The sequence below is a fragment of the Pseudomonas sp. CFBP 8771 genome, assembly GCF_014841695.1.
GTDB lineage: Bacteria > Pseudomonadota > Gammaproteobacteria > Pseudomonadales > Pseudomonadaceae > Aquipseudomonas > Aquipseudomonas baltica.
The window spans coordinates 927,095-946,568 of record NZ_JACYUJ010000001.1; the positions used below are offsets into that span (position 1 = coordinate 927,095).

Below are 19,474 nucleotides of genomic sequence, written 5' to 3' on the forward strand. Positions count from 1 at the left end.
GTCGTTCAAGAACGGTACAGGTGGGCATGGCCCGCACGGTACAGCGCCGAGTCGGCGAAACTGTCCGTGTGCAGCACGTGCCCCACGAGAATCAGCGCACTACGCCGGAAGTCCTTGGCTGCGACCTTGAGCTGGATATCCGCCAAGGTGCCCAGCACGAAGTCCTGATCCGGCCAGCTGGCCTTGTGAATCACGGCAACCGGGCAATCCGCGCCATAGCTGGGCAGCAGTTCGGCGACGATTCGATCCAGATTCTTCACTCCCAGGTGAATGGCCAACGTCGCGCCGTGCCGGGCCAGGCTGCCCAGGCTTTCACCCGGCGGCATCGGCGACTTGTCGCCATAGCGGGTGAGAATCACCGTTTGCGCCACATCGGGCAGGGTCAGCTCCACGCCCAGCAGCGCTGCGCAAGCGGCCGTAGCGGTCACGCCAGGAATGATCTGGTAGTCGATACCGTGCTCGCGCAGGCAGCGAATCTGCTCACCGATCGCGCCATACAGGCCGGGATCGCCGCTGTGCACCCGCGCCACGTCTTCGCCCCGGTCATGGGCCTGGCGCATCAGCTCGATGATCTGTTGCAGGTGCAGCTCGGCGCTGTTGTGCACCTGGTGCGCGGTGTGCCCTTCGAGCACCGCGTCGGGCACCAGCGAGCCGGCATAGATGATCACCGGGCAACGACGGATCAGGCGCTGGCCCTTGACGGTGATCAGATCCGGATCGCCCGGTCCGGCGCCGATGAAATAAACGGTCATGGGGATTCCTGACAGGCGGAGGGGTGAATGATATTCAAGTTCGCGCCACAGTGCAGCCGGTCCGATCCCGCGTACCGGCTATGGCAAGGGTAGCCATAGTCGTTTGCCGCCGGTTGACACGCAGTATCGACGCAGACGCCGTGCAGTGCTCGGCCATGGCCAGGGCGGCGCTTTCAGCAACACCCTGGCAACCAGTCGCTGCGAATGAGCGCGCGGAACGATGGCTGAGTCGATCCTCAAAGGGCGCCAGCGCCTGCGCGCTGTAGGTGGAGAAGGGCAGGGCAAGACGCTCGGCCAGCAGGAGCAGCCCTGGCTCGTGTGCCTTGAGGTCGATGCTGGCCAGGCCCTGCACATCCGCCCAGTCAAGCCGGTGTTCAAGCAGGGTCTGTTGCAGCAGCTCGTGCAGCGCCTGCGCGCTGCAACCTCGGCGACACCCGAACCCTACCCACAGCGCCGTCATCGGATTCAGCTACGGGCTCGGCGAAACAACCAAGTACTGATCAGGCCCAGGGCCAGCCAGAACACCGCATTGGTTACCAGTGAAGCAATCACGAACTGCTGTTCCAGCGCTTCGGGCGCCAGGCTCGCATGCTGTTCGGGTTGGGGCGCGCCAATGAGGTGCGGTACCAGCACGATGGCCAGGCCCAGCGCCTTGAGCAGCATGCCGCGGCCGAACACCAGCAGCGCCAGGCCCGCAGCTGTCGACGCGGCTGTGCCGATCCACCAAGTTTGCCGCGATGCCAGGTCTGCCGCCTGCGTGCCGGGCAGTTCCGGCGGCAGGCCCAGGTTCGGCGCCAGGCAGAACACCGCGAATCCACCCAACCCCCACAACAGTCCCTGGGCATTGCGACCAGGTGCCCGCAGCGTATAGAGCGCGACCAGCATCAGGGCGAAGCCGACAGCCACTACCAGATTGCCCCCGGCCGTGGACAGCACGCGCTGCCAGCCGTTTTCAGGTTCCCAGGCCTCGTCGTGCTCGTGCTCGTGCTCGGCGCCTGCGGCATCGGCATGCTCATGCTGCGCGGCAGGGGTTTCATAGGTTTCACCCTCAAGGATCAGCGGGGCGACCCAGAGGGCTTGCAGAAGCGTCAACAACAAAGCGGCCAGCAGCCCGCTGAACCCGGCGGTACGTACGATGTGCCTGATCATCTCGGTATTCCTCAATGGCACGGAAAGGCGGCGCTGTGCCGGGTGTCGTGAGCGGCGTTGTGCACGGCTTCGATATGCGAGAAACCGGCGAAGCCGACCAGGCAGCAGCCCAGCAGGAACGTACCAGTCGCCAGCGCAATGCGCTGGGCGAGGGTGGCGGTATGCGTTTGGGCGTGTTCAGGGCTGGTTGAGACGGTGCTGGACATGGCGTTCCCTCTGGTGGTCCCGACGGTGGCGGCTCCACGGTATGTGGTTCCGACAATCGGGCACGCGCACGCAGAAAGCCTGGCGCAGGCGCGCCATGCTCGCAACAGCGCCCGCCCACCGCGGGTTTGTCGATCACAGACAGTCTGGGCCGGTCTCCGGGCTTGCGAGGGGCGGTATGAGCCAGCCTTGAAAGCGTCGCCTTCCCACACCCATGACAGGCGCAGTGGATCTGACACTTCTCTCGCTTACCGTTGCGGGGGCAGCACCGGACTTGCGCCAGCATCCAATCGAAGCTGGCACTCACCGGTTTCCCGTTTCACCCTGTGAAGGGCACCCAAACGAAGCGCCTAGCAAATCATGTCGACGCGGGGCCGTCAATCCGTGCCCATGCCAGCGAGCGCCGGCGCCTGTAGAATGCTGCCGCGGTCCGCACTTTCCCATCCGACAAGGAGTTCCCCATGCCCGAAGAAGGCAACATGCTACAAGCCGCCGTGGTGTTCCTGCTGGCCGCGGTGATTGCCGTGCCGTTGGCCAAACGCCTGCAATTGGGTGCGGTGCTGGGCTATCTGTTCGCCGGGGTGGTCATCGGCCCGCAAGTGCTGGGCTGGGTCGGCGACCCACAGAGCGTCAGCCACATCTCGGAACTGGGGGTAGTCCTGCTGCTGTTCATCATTGGCCTGGAGCTGTCGCCCAAGCGGCTGTGGGTCATGCGCAAGGCCGTGTTCGGGGTTGGCCTGGCACAGGTGCTGTTGACCGCAGTGGTGATCGGCGCGGTGGCATTGCTCGGCTTCGGCCAGCCGTTGAACAGTGCTGTGGTGCTGGGTCTGGGCCTGGCCTTGTCGTCCACTGCATTCGGCCTGCAAAGCCTGGCCGAACGCAAGGAGCTGAACGCTCCCCACGGTCGCCTGGCCTTTGCCATCCTGCTGTTCCAGGACATTGCCGCGATTCCACTGATCGCCATGGTGCCGCTGCTGGCTGGCAGTGGCGGCGATGCGGGCGAGGGCAGTACGCTGGATCACGGCTTGCGGGTGCTGGGCAGCATCGCCGTGGTGGTGGTCGGTGGGCGCTACCTGTTGCGTCCGGTGTTTCGCGTCGTCGCCCGCACTGGCCTGCAGGAGGTGTCCACCGCCACGGCCTTGCTGGTGGTGATCGGCACCGCCTGGCTGATGGAACTGGCCGGTGTCTCCATGGCCCTGGGCGCCTTTCTCGCTGGCTTGCTGCTGGCCGATTCGGAATACCGGCACGAGTTGGAATCGCAGATCGAGCCGTTCAAGGGGCTGCTGCTGGGGCTGTTTTTCATCAGTGTCGGCATGGGCGCCAATCTGGGCCTGCTGCTCGAAAGCCCGGCACTGGTGCTGGGGCTGACGCTGCTGTTGATCGGCATCAAGCTGCCATTGCTGGTGTTGATCGGGCGTCTGGCCGGCGGCTTGGGCCGGCTCAGCGCCGTGCGCCTGGGTATCGTGCTGGCCGCCGGCGGCGAGTTCGCCTTCGTGGTGTTCAAGATAGGCCGCGAGCAGGGCCTGTTCGACGCGCGCCTGTACGACACCTTGCTGCTGACCATCACCCTGTCGATGGCGCTCAAGCCATTGCTGTTGCTGCTGTGCGCACGCCTGCTGCGGGTCAAGACCCCGCCGGTGGAAGTGCCGGACGCCTACCGCGAGATCGAAAGCGACGCGCCGCGCGTGGTGATTGCCGGCATGGGCCGGATGGGGCAGATCGTTGCGCGGATCCTGCGGGCGCAGAAGATCAGCTTCGTAGCCTTGGACACCTCGGTGGAGTCCATCGAGTTCTCGCGCAGCTTCGGCCATTTGCCGGTGTTCTATGGCGACCCGCTGCGGCCGGAGATCCTGCGCGCAGCCAAGGTCGAGCAGGCCGAGTATTTCGTCATCGCCACCGACGATCCGGAAATCAACATCAAGACCGCCGAACTGGTCAACCGCCTGTACCCGCACGTGAAGATCATCGCCCGCGCGCGCAACCGCCAGCATGTGCACCGGCTGGTCGACCATGGCGCCCAGGCGGTTCGCGAAACCTACTACTCGAGCCTGGAAATCACCCGCCGAACCCTGGTCGGCCTGGGCCTGAGCCAGTCCCAGGCCGATGCGCGGATCAGCCGCTTCAAGCGCCATGACGAACAGGTGCTGCAGGCCCAGCATGCGATCTACGACGATGAAGCCAAGGTCATGCAGACCGCCCAGGAAGCACGCGCCGAGCTGGCCCGGCTGTTCGAATCCGATCGCCAGGACGAGAAGGCTGCCGCCAAGGGCGCGCCGCGGCGCTGAGAATCAAACCGGCGGCTGGCGGGCGACGTCGGCCGGCCCGTCTTCGTTGGCCGGATGCGGCGTGCGGGTCGACATTTCGGCGCGCAGCTGCGGCAGGCACTCGGGGTAGCGGTTGTTGACGAAAGTGATCAGCCGCTCGCGCACATGGCAGCGCGCATCCCAGTTGCGCGACGAATCCAGCGAGCTGAGCAGGATGCGCAACTGCATCGCCTTGTCGCTGGTATCGGTGACCTGCAGAACCACCACACGGCCGTCCCACAGGTGCGGAATTTCCTCGCACAGACGCTTGGTCTCGACGCGCAACGCTTCCAGCGGCACCGAGTAGTCGACCCAGAGAAACACCGAGCCGATGATGCTGGACGTACTGCGGGTCCAGTTCTGGAACGGCTTCTCGATGAAGTACTGCAGAGGCACGACCATGCGCCGCTCATCCCAGATCTTCACCACCACGTAGGTGCCGGTGATCTCTTCGATACGCCCCCATTCGCCCTCGACGATGACCACGTCGTCGATGCGGATCGGCTGTGAAATGGCGATCTGCAAACCGGCGATGAGGTTGCCCAGCACCGGTTTGGCAGCAAAGCCGGCAGCCAGTCCCGCCAGGCCCGCCGACGCCAGCAGGCTGGTGCCGATCTGGCGCACCGCTGGAAACGTCATCAGGATCAGGGCGATGCCGAAAATCAGCACCAGCACGTTGAGGCACTGCACCAGCACCCGCACCTGGGTCTGGATGCGCCGGGCGGCAAGGTTGTCCTCGATGTCCAGCGGGTGTTTGAGGGTCATGGTCGTAGCCACGGCCTTGACACAGCGCAGGCCGAGCCAGGTCAGGCAGGCGGTGACCAGCATGCCGTTGAGGTGGCGCACGGTATTGATCATCAGCAGGTCGTCGGGCGCCGAGGTCCACACCGCCTGCAGGGCCATCAACGGCATCAGCCACAGGGTCGGCTGCTCGGCACGGGCGACCAGTTGCTGCGCCAGTACGAAGGACTTGGAGACGCGTCGCAGGATGATCAGGCCGACCCAGCGGATCAGCAGAATGACGCATACGGCCAGCGCGGCAGCGATCAGCGTACTGAGCCAGGGCATCGACACGCGGGCCAGCAAGGAATCGGGAAGGGCGTATTCCATGGGTCGGGTGCTCGCTTGAGGCATGAACTGGAGTCGACCGGCAAAGCTCGACACGGTTCCCCGTCATCCGCAGCCGATCAGTCTGCCAAGCGGGTTTCACGCGAGGGCGAGTGGCCAAAATAGCCGCTGTAGCACTTGCTGAAATGGCTCACCGAGACAAAGCCGCAGGCAATCGCCACGTCCATGATCGACAGCGTCGAATGCTGCAACAGACGACGTGCTTCGGTGACCCGCAGTTCCATATAGTAACGGTGCGGCGAAGTGCCAAGCTGGTCCTGGAACAGCCGGTCGATCTGGCGCCGCGAGCGGCCGACGAACTCGGCCAGTTGGTCCAGCGACAGCGGTTCCTCCAGATTGCTCTCCATCAGGTCGATGATGTTGCGCAGCGGCTGGCTGAGCTTGCCGGTCGCCTGGCCACCGGTGCGCTTGAAGCGCAGCCCTTCGAAGGCAAGAATGTGTTCCACCCCATTGGCCAGGGTCTCGCCGCGCTGCTGGCGGATCATTTCCATCATCATGCCGAAACCGCCGTTGGGGCTCGCGGCGGTGGCGCGGTCGCGGTCGATAACCTGGCTGGCGGGGGTGACGGTGATCTGCGGGCTGAGTTCTGCCAGCGAAGCGCGGTTTTCCGGATGCACCGCGCAGCGATAGCCATCGAGCAGGCCTGCCTGGCCGAGAAACCAGGCGCCGTTCCACAGCCCACCCAGGGCAATGCCGCGACGGGCGCAGTCCGCCAGTATTCGACTGAGCAGCAGGGAAGGCCGCAGCGGCGTGCGAAAGCCGCCACAGATGATCAACAGGTCCACTTCGTCGTGCATGCCTGGCATCAGTGGCGCATCCGGCTGCAGCAGTATGCCCAGATCACTGATCACCTGGCCGGGCGCCAGCCCATAGGAGCGAATGGCGTAGGCCGCCGGACTGATCAGATTGGCAGTGACCAAGGTGTCGAGGCTGGCAGTGAAGGCGGCCAGGGAAAAATGCTCCAGCAGCACGAACCCCACGCGCAGGCTTGCCTGGTCGGTGTTGCGCAGGCGTCCGTTGGCCGAGGCAAGGTACAGCAGGTTCTTGCTTTGCCCGGCACCGCTGAAAACCCGTTGCGTCATTGCTGCCTGCTCCCTGGATTGCCACTGATCACAGCGGATATTAGCGTAGTGCTGCGGCCATGGGTCTGCGAGACTGACGGCCCTTTTGCCTTGGAGCAAGCCCCATGCCCTACCTGCGCCACGCCCACTGCCTGCTGCTGTGCTGTTTGATCGGCACACCGGTGTGGGCCGACGACAGCGTGATCGTCTGGCCCGCCGACTGGGACGTGCAGATCCTGCCCGACTCGGCCGATGCGCAGGGCCAGCCCAGCGGCAGCCGCCAGCGTGCCACCAAGACCGATGCCAATGGCGATCCGTTGATGATCGTCGAGATGACCCGTGGCGCACTGGCCCAGGACCATTCGGTCAACCTGGAAGCGGTGTTGCTGGAGATGCGCAAGGCCATCCAGATCAACTTTTCCCGCTCCGGCTACCAGAGCGTGTGCACCAAGGTCAAAGCGACCCGGCTGGGCAACCTGCCAGCTGCGCAGACCACCTGCAAGGTCACCCGCAACGGAACTCTCGCCATTACCCAGACCCTGGTCGCAGCGGTACAGCCCGGCATGGCCTACGGGTTCAGCTATGCAGGTTCTGCCGTGGGTTATCCGCAACTGGAGGCCGAGGTCATGGGCATACGCCAGGCACTGCGATTTGCCGAGCCCGAATAGCGAGGCGGGCCAGGTTGATGCTGCATATTCCCTGAAGGCATATAAAAAGCATTATTCATTCTTTTTAAATATCCGGTTGTAGGTGCAATCTCTACCTCACGCACTGCGGTGCGACCGAATGTCTAACGAGGATGACTGCATGACCATCAAAGCGATCAACGTACGCAACCAGTTCAAGGGCACCGTCAAGGAAATCATCGAAGGGCCGGTGGTGTCTGAAATCGACGTGCAGACTCCCGCCGGTATCGTCACCTCGGTGATCACCACGCGCTCGGTGCACGAGCTGGAATTGCAGATCGGCAGCGAAGTCATCGCTTTCGTGAAATCGACTGAAGTGTCCATCGCCAAACTGTAACAAACGCCTCGCATACTGATCACGCATTCACGTCTTATACCGTGGTGTCTTGTCAAGTTTGAAGCCGGAAAGATCTTGAGGGTCGTGCTCTTGCAGGGGAGCACGGCCCTTTTTTTGTCTGCGCCAGGGATGGCTCAAGTCAGCGGCGTAGGCGCCAGGGTGCCGAGCAAAGCCACTGCAGCCACGGCGCCCAGCCCGCACGCCCATTCAAGTGTAACGGTACGCTTGAGCCCATGGATGTCCAGCGGGCCCCGGGCCAATTGACGCCGGTGCCACAGGGCCAGGCCGAGCATGGCCAACACCAGCGCCAGCTTGATCGCCAGTACTGTGGCGAACCCGGACTGGCCAGGCAGCGGGAGGAACGTCCCGGTCAGCGCCCGGGTGTTGATGAGTCCGGTTATCAGCATCCCGGCCACCAGCACACACCCCACGCCACTGAAGCGACCGAGCACCACGCGCAAGTCCTGGTCGCCGGGTCGAGCCAGTACGAACATCAGCAACATCAGACCGCCCAGCCAGGCACCGACGCACAGCAGGTGGATCAACTGATTGATCACCAGCCAGGTGCCAGCGGCGCCTTCGAGCATGGCTGCGTGGCCTACCGGCGCGAGCGTTGCCAGCGCCAGTGCACTCAAGGGCCTAGCCACTACTTGCAGTTTCGGATGGGGAAGGCGCAGACACACCAGGACCGCCACGCAGGCAAACAGATGCAGCGTCCAGACCTTGCCGAAAAAGGTTTCCGCCAGCACCCGTCGAACCAGCGCCATGTCCAGCGAGCCGCCCAGCTCATAAGCCACGGCGAACAGCCAGGCCACGCCGCTGATCAGGGCCAGTGCAGCCAGCAGGCACACCAACGGATCGATCAGGTTACGCAACCGACCCATCTGGCTGGGGTGCACGAGCAGCAACGGGCGAAACATGCACGCACCGAACACCAGCATCAGGCTGGTGAAATGCAGGAAACGCAGAGCGATCAATACACTCATGGTCACGGACTCACGGTGAAGCTGTATTCACCCGCACTTTTGTGGGTATCCACCGACACGACCTGCCAGTGCACCGTGTACTGACCCGCTGCCAGGGGCGCCGCAGGTTTGATCACAAGGGTCTTGCGATCGTCCGTGGCACTGGCCAAGGGCTGCAAGGCTACCGCGTCGCCGTCCGCCGCAGTCACGCTCACCTGGCTGAAACCCAGTTCAATTGCTTCGGAAAAACCCAGGCTCAATTGCGCCGGGGCAACGACGGTGGTATCCGCAGCGGGCACAGGGTGGGTCAGATGGGCGTGGGCCATGGCCAGGGGCGATACGAGAACGAGCAGGGCGGTGCTGAGCAACTTGCGAGCAGACATGGCAATGGCCTTGAACACTGAAAAAGGCCGCCAATAAAGCATGATCCTGCGCGCCGGGCAACGTCGTCGACCGGTCATGCGGTTGCGGCTCGGCGGCACCAGCCGGGCTGAACTCCCTGCGCGAGCTCAAGCCTAAGCAGCATGACTCTCTGACCAGGAGGCCTCCATGGCCAGCAAGAAAGTAGCCGACATCGTGATCCAGACCCTGCAGCAGGCCGGGGTTCGCAACTGCTACGGCATCGTCGGCGACACGCTCAACCACGTCACCGACGCGATCAAGCGCAGCGAGATCGAATGGGTCCACGTGCGCCATGAAGAAGCTGCGGCATTCGCCGCGGGCGCCGAGTCGTTCATCAGCGGTCGACTGACGGCCTGCGCCGGTTCCTGCGGCCCCGGTGGCCTGCATTTCATCAACGGTATCTTCGAAGCCCAGCGCAACAAGGCGCCCATGGTGCTGATTGCCAGCCAGATCGTGACCAGCGAGCTGGGCATGGACTTTCCCCAGGAAGTGGACTTCAAGGCCATCTACGGCAGTTGCACGGTGTTCTGCGAACAGGTGTACACGCCGGAGCAGGCGCGCCGAGTGACCACCCTGGCCGCGCAAACCGCCTTGAACGAAGGGGGAGTGGCGGTGATCATCCTGCCATCGGACATCAGTGCTGCGGAGGTCAAGAATGACCGCCCGTTCAGCGTTCACCAGCCTCGTCCGGTACTGCAACCCAGCCCCGACGAACTGGCTGGGATCGCCGCCATTCTTGCCGAAGGCAAGAAGATCGCAATCTACGCCGGGGTCGGCTGTGAAGGTGCCCACGACGAGCTGATCGAGCTGGCTCACCGACTCAAGGCGCCCATTGCCCACACCTCACGGGCCAAGGACTTCGTCGAATACGACAACCCATACAACATGGGCATGACCGGCGTGTTCGGGGTCGAATCCGGCTACCACGCGATGATGGAGTGCGACACCCTGCTGCTGCTGGGCGCCGACTTCGCCTGGGGCCAGTTCTACCCGCAGAATGCGCGGATCGTTCAGGTCGACCGCAAAGGCGCTCACTTGGGTCGTCGCCACCCGATCGAACTGGGGGTGGTGGGCGACGTCCTGCCGACCTTGCAGGCGTTGTTGCCACTGCTGGCCGAGCGTAGCGAACACAGCTTTCTGGAAGACTGCCTGAAGGTGCGGCAGAAAACCTTGAAGACCCTGGCCCATGACCAGCGCCATACCGACGGGCATCTGATTCACCCGCAATACCTGACCCACCTGTTGGACAAACACGCCAGCGAAGACGCGCTGTTCACCGCCGACGGTGGCTCACCCATGGTCTGGGTGCTGCGTCACATCAACACCAACGGTCAGCGCCGTACGCTCACCAGCCTGCGCCACGGCACCATGGCCAATGCCATGCCCCAGGCACTGGGCCTGCAGAAAGCCTACCCGCAACGCCAGGTCATTTCGCTGTCGGGCGACGGTGGCTTGGCCATGCTGCTGGGTGATCTGCTCACAGCCGTTCAGGAAAAGCTGCCGATCAAGGTGGTAGTGTTCAACAACAGTTCATTGAACTTCGTCCAGATCGAACAGAAGGTTGAAGGCTTGCTGGATAACTTCACCGACCTGCACAACCCGGACTTCGCCAAGTTGGCTGAAGTCATGGGCTTCTACGGTGAGCAGGTGTCCGATGGCGCCAGCCTCGAAGCGGCGGTGCAGCGCTTCCTGAACCATCCTGGCCCGGCGCTGCTGGATGTAAAGGTCAATCCCGAAGAACTGGTGATGCCACCGAAGATCGAGTTCTCGCAGGTGTCCAACATGGCCCTGTATTCGGCCAAGGCCATGCTCAGCGGTCGCGCCGACGATGTGGCGCACATGCTGGTCGACAACTTCATCAAGTAGATGCTCGCGAGCGAGTGTGACCAGGCCGCCGAGTCAAACTCGGCGGCCTATTTGTTTTCCTTGCTCTCTTTATGGATCAGGTACATGACGTAACCGAACGAACCCAGGGTCGCGGTTATGATGGTCAACATGATCACACCGTCCATGACACACCTCCAGAAAATGAAATTTCGTTCAGGTGACTATGAGCGTTGGAGGCAAGTAAAAACAGATTCAGAAAGCGGTAAAAAAACCGGATCAGATGGCCGTCTTGCCGCCGAGCAGTTTGCCTAAGTGGGCAATGGCCAGCTTGTAGCCGTGGGTACCGAAGCCGGCAATGACGCCCACCGCTACCTTCGATACGAATGATTGATGGCGGAATTCCTCGCGCCGATGAACGTTGGAAATATGCACTTCCAGCACTGGCACTTCGCAGGCAATCAGGGCGTCATGAATGGCGATCGAGGTATGGGTCCAGGCGCCCGGGTTGATGACGATGCCGGCAACGCGCTGGCGGGCCTGATGGATCCAGTCGATCATCTGTCCTTCATGATTGGTCTGGCGGCATTCGACCGCAAAGCCCAGTTCCTGTCCGCTCTGCACGGCCATGGCCTCGACATCGGCCAGGGTTTCATGGCCGTAGACCGCAGGTTCGCGCAAACCCAGCATGTTGAGATTGGGGCCGTTGAGTACGAGGATGATCTGGGACATGAGGCTTCCTGGTCAGATGGGATCGAGCCGTGCGGGCAGGGCGCCGCACTGGGGCGATGGGACCGGAAGAATACCGAAAAAGACGCTGTATGTGAGGGATGTGAAAACGGGTGGCATGTCCTGATGCGGTTCTACGCACCTTCTGACACCCACCCGCCTTCGATTTCGGTAACGCTGACGGCAGGGGCGGCTAATGCCCGTCTGCCTCAGGATCAGTTACCGCTGGTGCCGCCTGCGCCGCTGCCTGCACCTTTGCCCGAGCTTGCGCCGTTACCGGAACCCGAACCCATCGAGCCACTGTTGGCGCCGCTGCTGTTGCCGGTGCCGTTGCTGAATGTGCCCTGGCCGTTCGGGGTACCCGACGTGGTGCTGCCGCTGCTGCTGTTGGCATCGTTTGCGCGGCCGTTGCCCATCTGGTTGCCAGTGCGGGTGTCGGTGCTGGTGCTTGGAGTCGAAGGGGTGGGTTCCTTGCCTGGAGGCACCGAACCGGCCAACGCATACATACTGGTGGCAGACAGCAGGCCAACAAGGGCAAAGCGAGTGATCGTGCGAGTGACCATGGTATTTCTCCGTTATAGGAATCGGTACGAAGATTTGGGCATCGGATTGCCATCGTCGGTGCCCTGAAGCCGACGAACGGTAGTTTGGAGATTTTCTGATGCTCTCAGGGCGGGTTATGGCTACGAACCTTTCACCGTGGGTCGTTAGTCACTGCGTGGCGCCCTTTTCGCGGCCACGGACCGCTCCTACGGGACACTCATGCCGTAGGAGCGGTCCGTGGCCGCGAAAAGAACGACGCTGTTACCAGGTCTTCGATTTCACCAGAATGGCGCGGGGGCACGCATGGCGTCGGCGATCACGGCAATGGCCTGGTCGACATCCTCCTGGGTGCTGTAGCGGCCCAGACTCACTCGCAAGCTGTTCACAGCCTGAGCCTGGCTCAAGCCCAGTGCCAGCAACACGTGGGATGCCGTGGCACTTGCCGAATTGCAGGCGGAGGTCGACGACACCGCGATACGGCCAGCAACGGCCTGCATTGAAAAAGACGGGCTGGCGATGCAGACGTTCAAGGTATGGGGAATCCGCTGCTCCGCGCAGCCATGGAGCGTTACACCGGTCAACGCCAGCAACCCTTCGCGCAAGCCCTGGGCCAGTTGCGCGATGTGCGCGTTATCGGCGTGCATCTGCGCCGAGGCCTGGGCAAATGCCGCACCCATGCCAACGATCTGGTGGGTGGGCAAGGTGCCCGAGCGCAGGCCCTGCTCATGGCCACCGCCATGCATCTGGGCGCGCAACGAAGGTCGCGCTCGCGGTCCGACGTACAGGGCGCCGATGCCCTTGGGGCCGTAAAGCTTGTGCGCCGACAGGGACAGCAGGTCGATGGCCATGCCGGACAAATCGATGTCGACCTTGCCGGCCGCCTGGGCGGCGTCCACATGGAGCAGTGCGCCGTGGTCCTTCACCAGCTGCGCGACTCGGGCGATATCGGTCAGGGTGCCCAGTTCGTTGTTGACCCACATCAGCGACACCACCCGGGTATTGGCTCGCAGCGCTCGAGCAACGGCCTCCGGTTGGATGAGGCCGTTGGCGTCCGGAGTGAGCCAGGTGACTTCGCAGCCAGCGGCGTGTTGCTCGCGCACGGTGTCGATGACGGCCTTGTGCTCCAGCACGCTGGTGACGATATGGTCACCCGGACGGGTGCAGCCCTTGATCGCCAGGTTGTTCGACTCGGTCGCGCCTGAAGTCCAGACGATGTCTTCGGCGGGAGCATTCAGCAGTTCCGCCACTTGCCGCCTGGCCAATTCGACGGCTTGGCGTGCCTGCTGGCCGTAGGCGTGGGCACTCGATGCAGGGTTGCCGAACAGCGCATCGCGCCCCATGCAGGCGAGCATGGCTTTGACCACGTGATCGTCGATGGGCGTGGTGGCGGCGTAATCCAGGTATACGGGGAGGGTGGGCATGGCGTGTCGACCAGGTCTGATTCGGTGCTGCCTATGTTAGCCATGCATGGAGGGAAAAAAATTGACTTCTACGCTAGCCCAACCTGATTTGGAGCAAAGAATTTGCCTAGAGTGGCCGTAAAAGAGAATAACATTGCATCCCGTGCTTACCCCTATCAACCACTCAAGCAGGCCTGACCTACCGTGGACAAGTTCGACATGGCAATCCTCGAGATACTTCAGGCCGATTGCACCCGCCCGCTGGCAGACATTGCCGAGCAGATTGGTCTGGGTGGTACCGCCTGCTGGCGCCGCATACAGAAGATGGAACAGCAGGGCGTGATCACCCAGCGGGTCGCACTGCTCGATGCCAGTGCGTTGAATGTGGCCGTGACGGTGTTCGCCGAGCTGCGCACGCAGCGACATAATGCCCAGTGGCTGGCTGACTTCCACACCGTTATCGGCGAACTGCCCGAGGTCGTGGAATGCTATCGAATGGCAGGGGATACGGACTATATGCTGCGCATCGTGGTGCCTGATATCGCCGGGTACGACGCTGTGTACAAGCGACTGATCCAGGTAGAGGGCATCACCGACATCAGCTCGACCTTTGCCATGGAGCGCATCAAGTCGACCACGGTGTTGCCCTTGCACTACGCCAGACGCACCTAGCGCGTAGCGCCTGGCAGACCGCGGCGCCTGGTTCGAGGCCGGTGACCTCTCCTACCTGTAGGAGCGGTCACCGGCCGCGATGAAACAACGCGTTATTACCGGCCCAGACATCCTGGAATACCCGGACTAGAGCGCAAATCTCATTTCTTGACCGAAGACTTGTCGATCATTTCCACGATGGTGCCGTTCGGGATGTTCACGCGTACGTACTTGTCCTTGATCTCGACCCACTGTTCATTCTCTTCAGGCTGCACCAGGCCGTGCTTGGCCGGGTCGATCGCCAGTTCCTTGCGCTTGTAGGAATCCGGCACCTTGTCGCCTTCCTTGATTTCGTGCATGCCATTGCCCGGACGATCCAGGGTCACGCTTTCTTCCTTGGTGTCGGTCTGGGCTGCGAAGGCAGGCACACTCAGCGCGCACAGGGCAGCAAGAGCGAGGCGGGGCAGCAGCTTGGAAGTGGTCATGATAATTATCCTTGATGGTCGAATAAGGCTCTGGTTCAGCCAAAATGTCAGCGTTGACATGCTATTGACCGGCGCCGGAGCCGATGTTTCCGCAGAAGTTTCAACATCCGGTTGCGACATCCTTGTCTTGGCCCGGAGCTAGTCGTCGCCCTTGATCAGGTCCGCCGCCTTGCTCCCCAGCAGCGACCCGGCCTGGAAGTAACCCATCACCGTCGCCACGCTGCGGTGCTCGGTCATCGCCATCACGTCTCCTAACGGCACGCCCTGGCGACCGGCCTCGGTGACGAAGCCCGAGCGCAAGCTGTGTGCGCCCCAATCCCCCTCCAGGCCTGCGAGTTGGGCCCGTCGCTTGACGATGCGGGCCACCTGGTCGCCGCCAAGCCCCTGGCTGGCCACCTTGTCGCCACGGTACAGACGTCGGAACAGCGGACCTGTAGTCGCCGGCGCGGCGGCCAGCCATGCGGTCAGTGCATGGGCGGCAGGGCCGCGCAAGGGTTTCTCGCGCCGTGCGCCGGCTGTATCGGTCTTGGTAGCGCCCAGGCTATAAACCCACGTGTCTACATCCAGCCGACGCACATCGCCCACCTGCAGCGCGACCACTTCGGAGCGGCGTCTGCCGCCGCCACTCCAGGCCAGCAGGAGCAGGGCGCGGTCACGTATGCCGCGCACGCCGTCCGTGCAGGTGGCCAGCATGGCCTGCAGGGGCTCCAGGGCCATGGCGGTTTTCTTGCGCACGGTCACGCCCTGGCGTACCTGGGCCTTCTGCGCGCTGCGCAGCAGCGTTTTCAGCGCAGGCGTATCGGTCGGGCTGTCCCAGCCCTTGACCCGGTGCCACTTGCCCAGCACCGCCAGCCGATGCTGAACGGTGCTGTAGGCCAGAGGACCCAGGCGGGACTTGGCCCTCCCATCGACCAGTGCCTGGTCGATGGCAACCGGCAGCAAGTGACTCCAGCTGCCGTCCTCGACGGGTCGCGCCAGATGATCGAGGACGAACTGAATCGCCACGGCCGCAGGCAGCGGCGCATCTCCCAACACTTGTCCATAGCGCAACTTCAACCACGCCGACCAATAACCCAGTGCGCTGCGATAGCTGCGGACCGTGTTGGCAGCGGTTCCTGCTGCGATGAACGCTTGAGCCGCGTGTGCAGTGTTTTCTGCCAGAAAGTGCAGATCCAGGGGCTGGGTTTCGATTAGCGCAACATCAAATGTATTTTTCATTACGTTCAACGTATTATATTTTAGGAATTCGTTATTTAGAGTCGGATAATCTTTTATTATCATACCTAATCCTGTGGGGTGTGTGGCATGGCAGTGGGCGTACCGGAAACCGACGTATTTGCCGCAGCGGACGCCGTGCTGGCCCGCGGCGAGCGGCCGACAGTCGAGCGCGTGCGCCTCGAGCTGGGCCGGGGTAGCCCGGCGCGAGTAGGCGCCTTGCTCGATCAGTGGTGGGAGCAACTGGCGCAACGGCTGCGGGGCGAGACCCGCCTGCCGGGGCTGCCTGCCGAGGTGGCGCAGGCATTCGTGGCCGTCTGGCAACAGGCAAGCGTGCTCGCCCAAGGGGTGGTCGAACACTCGGTCGCGGCCCAGCGCGAAGTATTGGCGGCCGAATACGAGCGGGTTGCAGGGGTGGAAGAACAGGCCCGCCGCGATATCGCACTGGCCCGGCGGCAGGTGAGCGAGGCTGAAACGGCCCGGGAAAACGCCGCAACCCGGCTGGCCGACCTGGACAAGCTGTTGGCGCAGCGTCAGGTGCAGATCGAAGACTTGCAGCAGCAGCGTGTCGAACTGCAAGGCGCGCGAAGCGAGCTGCAAGCCGATGTTGCGGCCTTGCAACAGGCCTTGCGCGATCAGCAGCAGCAGGCCGAGCACAATCGCCTGGCCCAGGAGGCCTACGTGCGCGGCGTCGAGGAGCGCTCGCACCGTGAGGTGGACCGCGTCCGTGAAGACCTGAAAGCGCGCCAGCTCGAAGCTCGCGAGCAACAGAAACAGCTCGAAGCCTTGCAAAAGCGTCTGGAGGAAACCCGCAGCGCGCTCGGTGATTCGCAACTTCAGGCAGCCGCCAGAGAAGCACGGTCGGCGCTGGCCGCCGAGCAAGGGCAACACGCGCTGCAGCAGCTCGAAACCCAGCTGCGAAGTGCCCGCGAGGCGCAGGAGGCGGCGTTGCAGGCCGCCACCGCGCAGCAAGCGCGCGCCGACACCCTGGAACAACAGCTGATCCAGCAACACGCGCTCAAGCCAAGGCGCAGCAGAGTCAGGAAAGCTGATCCGGCCCCTGGTGGCTAAACCGCTCACTCAGCCTGAGCGCTGACAACATTGTCGCGAAGCCTTCCGCGGATCACTATCGAGCGGTGCCCTTGAGGTCGCAACGAGCCCAGATCAACAAGATCCCATAACAACAAGCAGGGACATGTGATGCGCGATTATTCCAGTACCGCCCAGGCTTTCGATTACCTGGACACCGCCGCGCAGGATCTGCACGGCACCCTCGATCAGCTCAACGCCTGCGTCGAATGCTGCGACCGCCACCTTGGCCAGCAGGCCGTGGCCCTGTATTGCGAGTCGCAGCACGGCGTTGCCACCCAGTACACCTTCGAACAACTCCAGGCCCATGCAGCGCAGTTCGGCAACTTTCTGCGCAACCAGGGCGTCAAGCCCGGGGATCGCATTGCCGGGCTGATGCCTCGCACCGTCGAATTGCTGATCGCCATCCTGGGTACCTGGCGCATCGGCGCCGTCTACCAGCCCTTGTTCACCGCCTTCGGCCCCAAGGCCATCGAACAGCGCCTGCAGTGCTCGCAGGCGCGCTGGGTGGTCACCGACCTGCACAATCGGCCCAAGCTCGATGAGGTCGAATGCCGTCCCAGTGTGTTGACCGTGGGCTGCGCTTCGCCAACTGCGGATGAACAGGATTTCTGGACCGCCCTCAAGCAGCAGAGCGACGAGTGCCCGCCGACGCTGCTCGATGGCAATGCGCCGTTCATGCTGATGTGCACCTCGGGTACCACCGGCCCGGCCAAACCCCTGGAAGTGCCGCTGCGGGCGCTGCTGGCCTTCAAGGGTTACCTGCGCGACGCCGTGCAATTGCGCGCCGAAGATCGCTTCTGGAACCTGGCCGATCCTGGCTGGGCCTACGGGCTTTACTATGCGGTCGCCGGTCCGCTGGCTTTGGGGCATGCCACGCTGTTCTACGACGGCGGCTTCACCGTGGACAGCACCTGCCGGGTGATCGACAAGTACGCGATCACCAACCTCGCCGGGTCGCCCACCGCGTACCGCATGCTGATTGCGGCCGGCGAACGTTTCGCGGCCGGTGTGCGCGGCCGTCTGCGCATCGCCAGCAGTGCCGGCGAGCCGCTCAATCCGCAGGTGATCCGCTGGTTCGCCGAGCAGCTGGGTGTGGTGGTGCATGACCACTATGGCCAGACCGAGCTGGGCATGGTCCTGTGCAACCATCACGGTCTCGACCATCCCGTTCGCGAGGGCTCTGCCGGCTTTGCCGTGCCCGGCCATCGCATCGTGGTGCTCGACGCTCGGTTGCAGGAGTTGGAAGCCGGACAACCGGGCGTGCTCGCCGTGGATCGCGAACGCTCGCCGCTGTGCTGGTTCGGCGGCTACCTGGGCATGCCGACCAAGGCGTTCAAAGGCAAGTATTACCTGAGCGGTGACACGGTAGAGCTCAATGCGGACGGCAGCATCAGTTTTGTTGGCCGCAATGACGATGTCATCACCACTTCAGGCTATCGGGTGGGGCCGTTCGACGTGGAAAGCGCGTTGATCGAACACCCTGCCGTGGTCGAGGCCGCCGTCGTCGGCAAACCGGATGCCGAGCGTACCGAAGTGATCAAGGCGTTCGTGGTGTTGCAGGCAGGTTTCGAAGCCGGCCCCGAGTTGGCCGAGACCCTGCGCCTGCACGTCCGCCAGCGGCTGGCGGCCCATGCCTATCCGCGGGAAATCGAATTCGTCGAGCAGCTGCCGAAAACGCCGAGTGGCAAATTGCAGCGCTTCATCCTGCGCAACCAGGAAATCGCCAAGCAGCAGGCGCCCAGCGCCTGACAGGGAGACAGCTTCATGCACATTCAAGACAAGGTATTCATGGTCAGCGGCGCCGCCTCCGGCCTGGGCGCCGCCACCGCGCGGATGCTTGCCCGGGCTGGCGCCCGTTTGCTGCTGGTCGACCTCAACGCCGAGGCACTGCAGGCCCAGGCGAGCGAACTGGAGGCAGCGTTCGCGGTAGCCGACATCACCCAGGCCGACGCCGCCCAGGCGGCCGTGGACATGGCCCTGCACAGCTTTGGCGAACTGCACGGCCTGGTCAATTGCGCCGGCGTGGTCGCCGGCGAGAAGATCCTCGGCAAGCAGGGCGCCCATTCGCTGGAGAGCTTCAGTCGCATCATCAACATCAACCTGATCGGTACCTTCAACCTGCTGCGCCTGGCCGCCGAGGCCATTGCCAAGAGCACTGCAAACGCCGAGGGCGAACGCGGGGTGATCATCAACACCGCCTCGGTGGCTGCCTTCGATGGGCAGGTCGGCCAGGCAGCGTACGCCGCTTCCAAGGGCGCGGTGGCGAGCATGACCTTGCCGGCGGCGCGCGAGCTGGCCCGCTATGGCATTCGCGTGATGACCATCGCGCCAGGCATTTTCGAGACGCCGATGATGGCCGGCATGAGCGACGACGTGCGCGCCGCGCTGAGCGCCGACGTGCCGTTTCCGCCGCGCCTGGGCAAGCCGGACGAATACGCGGCACTGGTGTGCCACATCATAGAAAACAGCATGCTCAACGGCGAGGTGATCCGTCTCGACGGCGCGCTGCGCATGGCGGCCAAGTGAGCCGGGGCAGGGCAGATCGAGG

21 protein-coding genes and 1 riboswitch are annotated in these 19,474 nt (G+C 63.4%); of the genes, 8 read left to right on the forward strand and 13 right to left on the reverse strand.

Features of this window, described 5'->3' with window-relative positions; all coding sequences use genetic code 11:
* Positions 1 to 5 precede the first annotated feature (5 nt).
* From cobM to IFT80_RS04085, 4 genes are read right to left on the reverse strand one after another with little or no spacing between them, the layout of a single operon-like run.
* The gene (gene cobM / locus IFT80_RS04070) at positions 6 to 752 is read right to left on the reverse strand and encodes a precorrin-4 C(11)-methyltransferase (RefSeq protein ID WP_192136811.1); all 747 of its coding nucleotides are present in this window, start codon (positions 750 to 752) and stop codon (positions 6 to 8) included.
* Positions 753 to 786: 34 nt separating this feature from the next.
* Positions 787 to 1,212: a cobalamin biosynthesis protein gene (locus IFT80_RS04075; RefSeq protein ID WP_192102005.1), complete on the reverse strand. Its 426-nt coding sequence runs from the start codon at positions 1,210 to 1,212 to the stop codon at positions 787 to 789.
* 5 nt (positions 1,213 to 1,217) lie between these two features.
* Entirely contained in the window at positions 1,218 to 1,901 is a 684-nt protein-coding gene (locus tag IFT80_RS04080; RefSeq protein ID WP_192102004.1) for a CbtA family protein, read from the reverse strand.
* Between the two features lie 11 nt (positions 1,902 to 1,912).
* Positions 1,913 to 2,107, reverse strand: a complete 195-nt coding sequence (locus tag IFT80_RS04085) for a CbtB domain-containing protein (protein WP_122478101.1) — start codon at positions 2,105 to 2,107, stop codon at positions 1,913 to 1,915.
* A gap of 130 nt (positions 2,108 to 2,237) precedes the next feature.
* Positions 2,238 to 2,461, reverse strand: a riboswitch (cobalamin riboswitch).
* A 105-nt stretch (positions 2,462 to 2,566) separates the two neighbouring features.
* Here IFT80_RS04085 and IFT80_RS04090 point away from each other — a divergent pair.
* A complete protein-coding gene (locus IFT80_RS04090; protein ID WP_192136812.1) occupies positions 2,567 to 4,390 on the forward strand; it encodes a monovalent cation:proton antiporter-2 (CPA2) family protein in 1,824 nt (607 codons plus the stop codon).
* A gap of 3 nt (positions 4,391 to 4,393) precedes the next feature.
* Here IFT80_RS04090 and IFT80_RS04095 read toward each other — a convergent pair whose 3' ends face one another.
* Positions 4,394 to 5,518 (reverse strand): mechanosensitive ion channel family protein, encoded by a 1,125-nt coding sequence (locus IFT80_RS04095; RefSeq protein WP_192136813.1) that lies wholly within the window; start codon positions 5,516 to 5,518, stop codon positions 4,394 to 4,396.
* Positions 5,519 to 5,595: 77 nt separating this feature from the next.
* A complete protein-coding gene (locus IFT80_RS04100; RefSeq protein WP_122478096.1) occupies positions 5,596 to 6,618 on the reverse strand; it encodes a GlxA family transcriptional regulator in 1,023 nt (340 codons plus the stop codon).
* Between the two features lie 104 nt (positions 6,619 to 6,722).
* Here IFT80_RS04100 and IFT80_RS04105 point away from each other — a divergent pair, with 104 nt between their 5' ends.
* Together IFT80_RS04105 and IFT80_RS04110 are read left to right on the forward strand one after the other, a co-directional pair.
* Positions 6,723 to 7,265, forward strand: a complete 543-nt coding sequence (locus IFT80_RS04105; protein WP_192102002.1) for a DUF4946 domain-containing protein — start codon at positions 6,723 to 6,725, stop codon at positions 7,263 to 7,265.
* 139 nt (positions 7,266 to 7,404) lie between these two features.
* Positions 7,405 to 7,620 (forward strand): TOBE domain-containing protein, encoded by a 216-nt coding sequence (locus IFT80_RS04110; RefSeq protein WP_043189662.1) that lies wholly within the window; start codon positions 7,405 to 7,407, stop codon positions 7,618 to 7,620.
* 134 nt (positions 7,621 to 7,754) lie between these two features.
* Here IFT80_RS04110 and copD read toward each other — a convergent pair whose 3' ends face one another.
* Positions 7,755 to 8,606 (reverse strand): copper homeostasis membrane protein CopD, encoded by an 852-nt coding sequence (gene copD, locus IFT80_RS04115; RefSeq protein WP_192057083.1) that lies wholly within the window; start codon positions 8,604 to 8,606, stop codon positions 7,755 to 7,757.
* A gap of 2 nt (positions 8,607 to 8,608) precedes the next feature.
* The gene (copC, locus tag IFT80_RS04120) at positions 8,609 to 8,968 is read right to left on the reverse strand and encodes a copper homeostasis periplasmic binding protein CopC (RefSeq protein WP_192136814.1); all 360 of its coding nucleotides are present in this window, start codon (positions 8,966 to 8,968) and stop codon (positions 8,609 to 8,611) included.
* Positions 8,969 to 9,134: 166 nt separating this feature from the next.
* On the opposite strand from copC, the gene IFT80_RS04125 reads away from it, so the two are divergent.
* Positions 9,135 to 10,853: a thiamine pyrophosphate-dependent enzyme gene (locus tag IFT80_RS04125; RefSeq protein ID WP_122478091.1), complete on the forward strand. Its 1,719-nt coding sequence runs from the start codon at positions 9,135 to 9,137 to the stop codon at positions 10,851 to 10,853.
* A gap of 237 nt (positions 10,854 to 11,090) precedes the next feature.
* Here the strand turns inward: IFT80_RS04125 and aroQ are convergent, their stop codons facing one another.
* The 3 genes from aroQ to IFT80_RS04140 form a co-directional block, all read right to left on the reverse strand.
* Positions 11,091 to 11,543 (reverse strand): type II 3-dehydroquinate dehydratase, encoded by a 453-nt coding sequence (gene aroQ / locus IFT80_RS04130; protein ID WP_192136815.1) that lies wholly within the window; start codon positions 11,541 to 11,543, stop codon positions 11,091 to 11,093.
* A gap of 212 nt (positions 11,544 to 11,755) precedes the next feature.
* Positions 11,756 to 12,103, reverse strand: coding sequence for a hypothetical protein (locus IFT80_RS04135; RefSeq protein ID WP_122478087.1), 348 nt, complete (start codon positions 12,101 to 12,103; stop codon positions 11,756 to 11,758).
* A gap of 258 nt (positions 12,104 to 12,361) precedes the next feature.
* Positions 12,362 to 13,504 carry a cysteine desulfurase family protein gene (locus IFT80_RS04140; RefSeq protein WP_192136816.1) on the reverse strand — a complete coding sequence of 381 codons (1,143 nt, stop codon included), beginning with the start codon at positions 13,502 to 13,504 and terminating at the stop codon, positions 12,362 to 12,364.
* Between the two features lie 183 nt (positions 13,505 to 13,687).
* On the opposite strand from IFT80_RS04140, the gene IFT80_RS04145 reads away from it, so the two are divergent.
* Positions 13,688 to 14,155, forward strand: a complete 468-nt coding sequence (locus tag IFT80_RS04145; protein ID WP_192136817.1) for an Lrp/AsnC ligand binding domain-containing protein — start codon at positions 13,688 to 13,690, stop codon at positions 14,153 to 14,155.
* Positions 14,156 to 14,295: 140 nt separating this feature from the next.
* Here IFT80_RS04145 and IFT80_RS04150 read toward each other — a convergent pair whose 3' ends face one another.
* Together IFT80_RS04150 and IFT80_RS04155 are read right to left on the reverse strand one after the other, a co-directional pair.
* Entirely contained in the window at positions 14,296 to 14,619 is a 324-nt protein-coding gene (locus IFT80_RS04150; protein ID WP_192056013.1) for an RcnB family protein, read from the reverse strand.
* 138 nt (positions 14,620 to 14,757) lie between these two features.
* A complete protein-coding gene (locus IFT80_RS04155; protein WP_192136818.1) occupies positions 14,758 to 15,837 on the reverse strand; it encodes a site-specific integrase in 1,080 nt (359 codons plus the stop codon).
* A gap of 87 nt (positions 15,838 to 15,924) precedes the next feature.
* Here IFT80_RS04155 and IFT80_RS04160 point away from each other — a divergent pair, with 87 nt between their 5' ends.
* The 3 genes from IFT80_RS04160 (at position 15,925) to IFT80_RS04170 (ending at position 19,452) form a co-directional block, all read left to right on the forward strand.
* Positions 15,925 to 16,905, forward strand: a complete 981-nt coding sequence (locus IFT80_RS04160; protein WP_192136819.1) for a DNA-binding protein — start codon at positions 15,925 to 15,927, stop codon at positions 16,903 to 16,905.
* 129 nt (positions 16,906 to 17,034) lie between these two features.
* Positions 17,035 to 18,675 carry an AMP-binding protein gene (locus IFT80_RS04165; protein ID WP_192136820.1) on the forward strand — a complete coding sequence of 547 codons (1,641 nt, stop codon included), beginning with the start codon at positions 17,035 to 17,037 and terminating at the stop codon, positions 18,673 to 18,675.
* Positions 18,676 to 18,690: 15 nt separating this feature from the next.
* Positions 18,691 to 19,452, forward strand: a complete 762-nt coding sequence (locus tag IFT80_RS04170) for an SDR family NAD(P)-dependent oxidoreductase (protein ID WP_122478076.1) — start codon at positions 18,691 to 18,693, stop codon at positions 19,450 to 19,452.
* Positions 19,453 to 19,474: the final 22 nt, after the last annotated feature.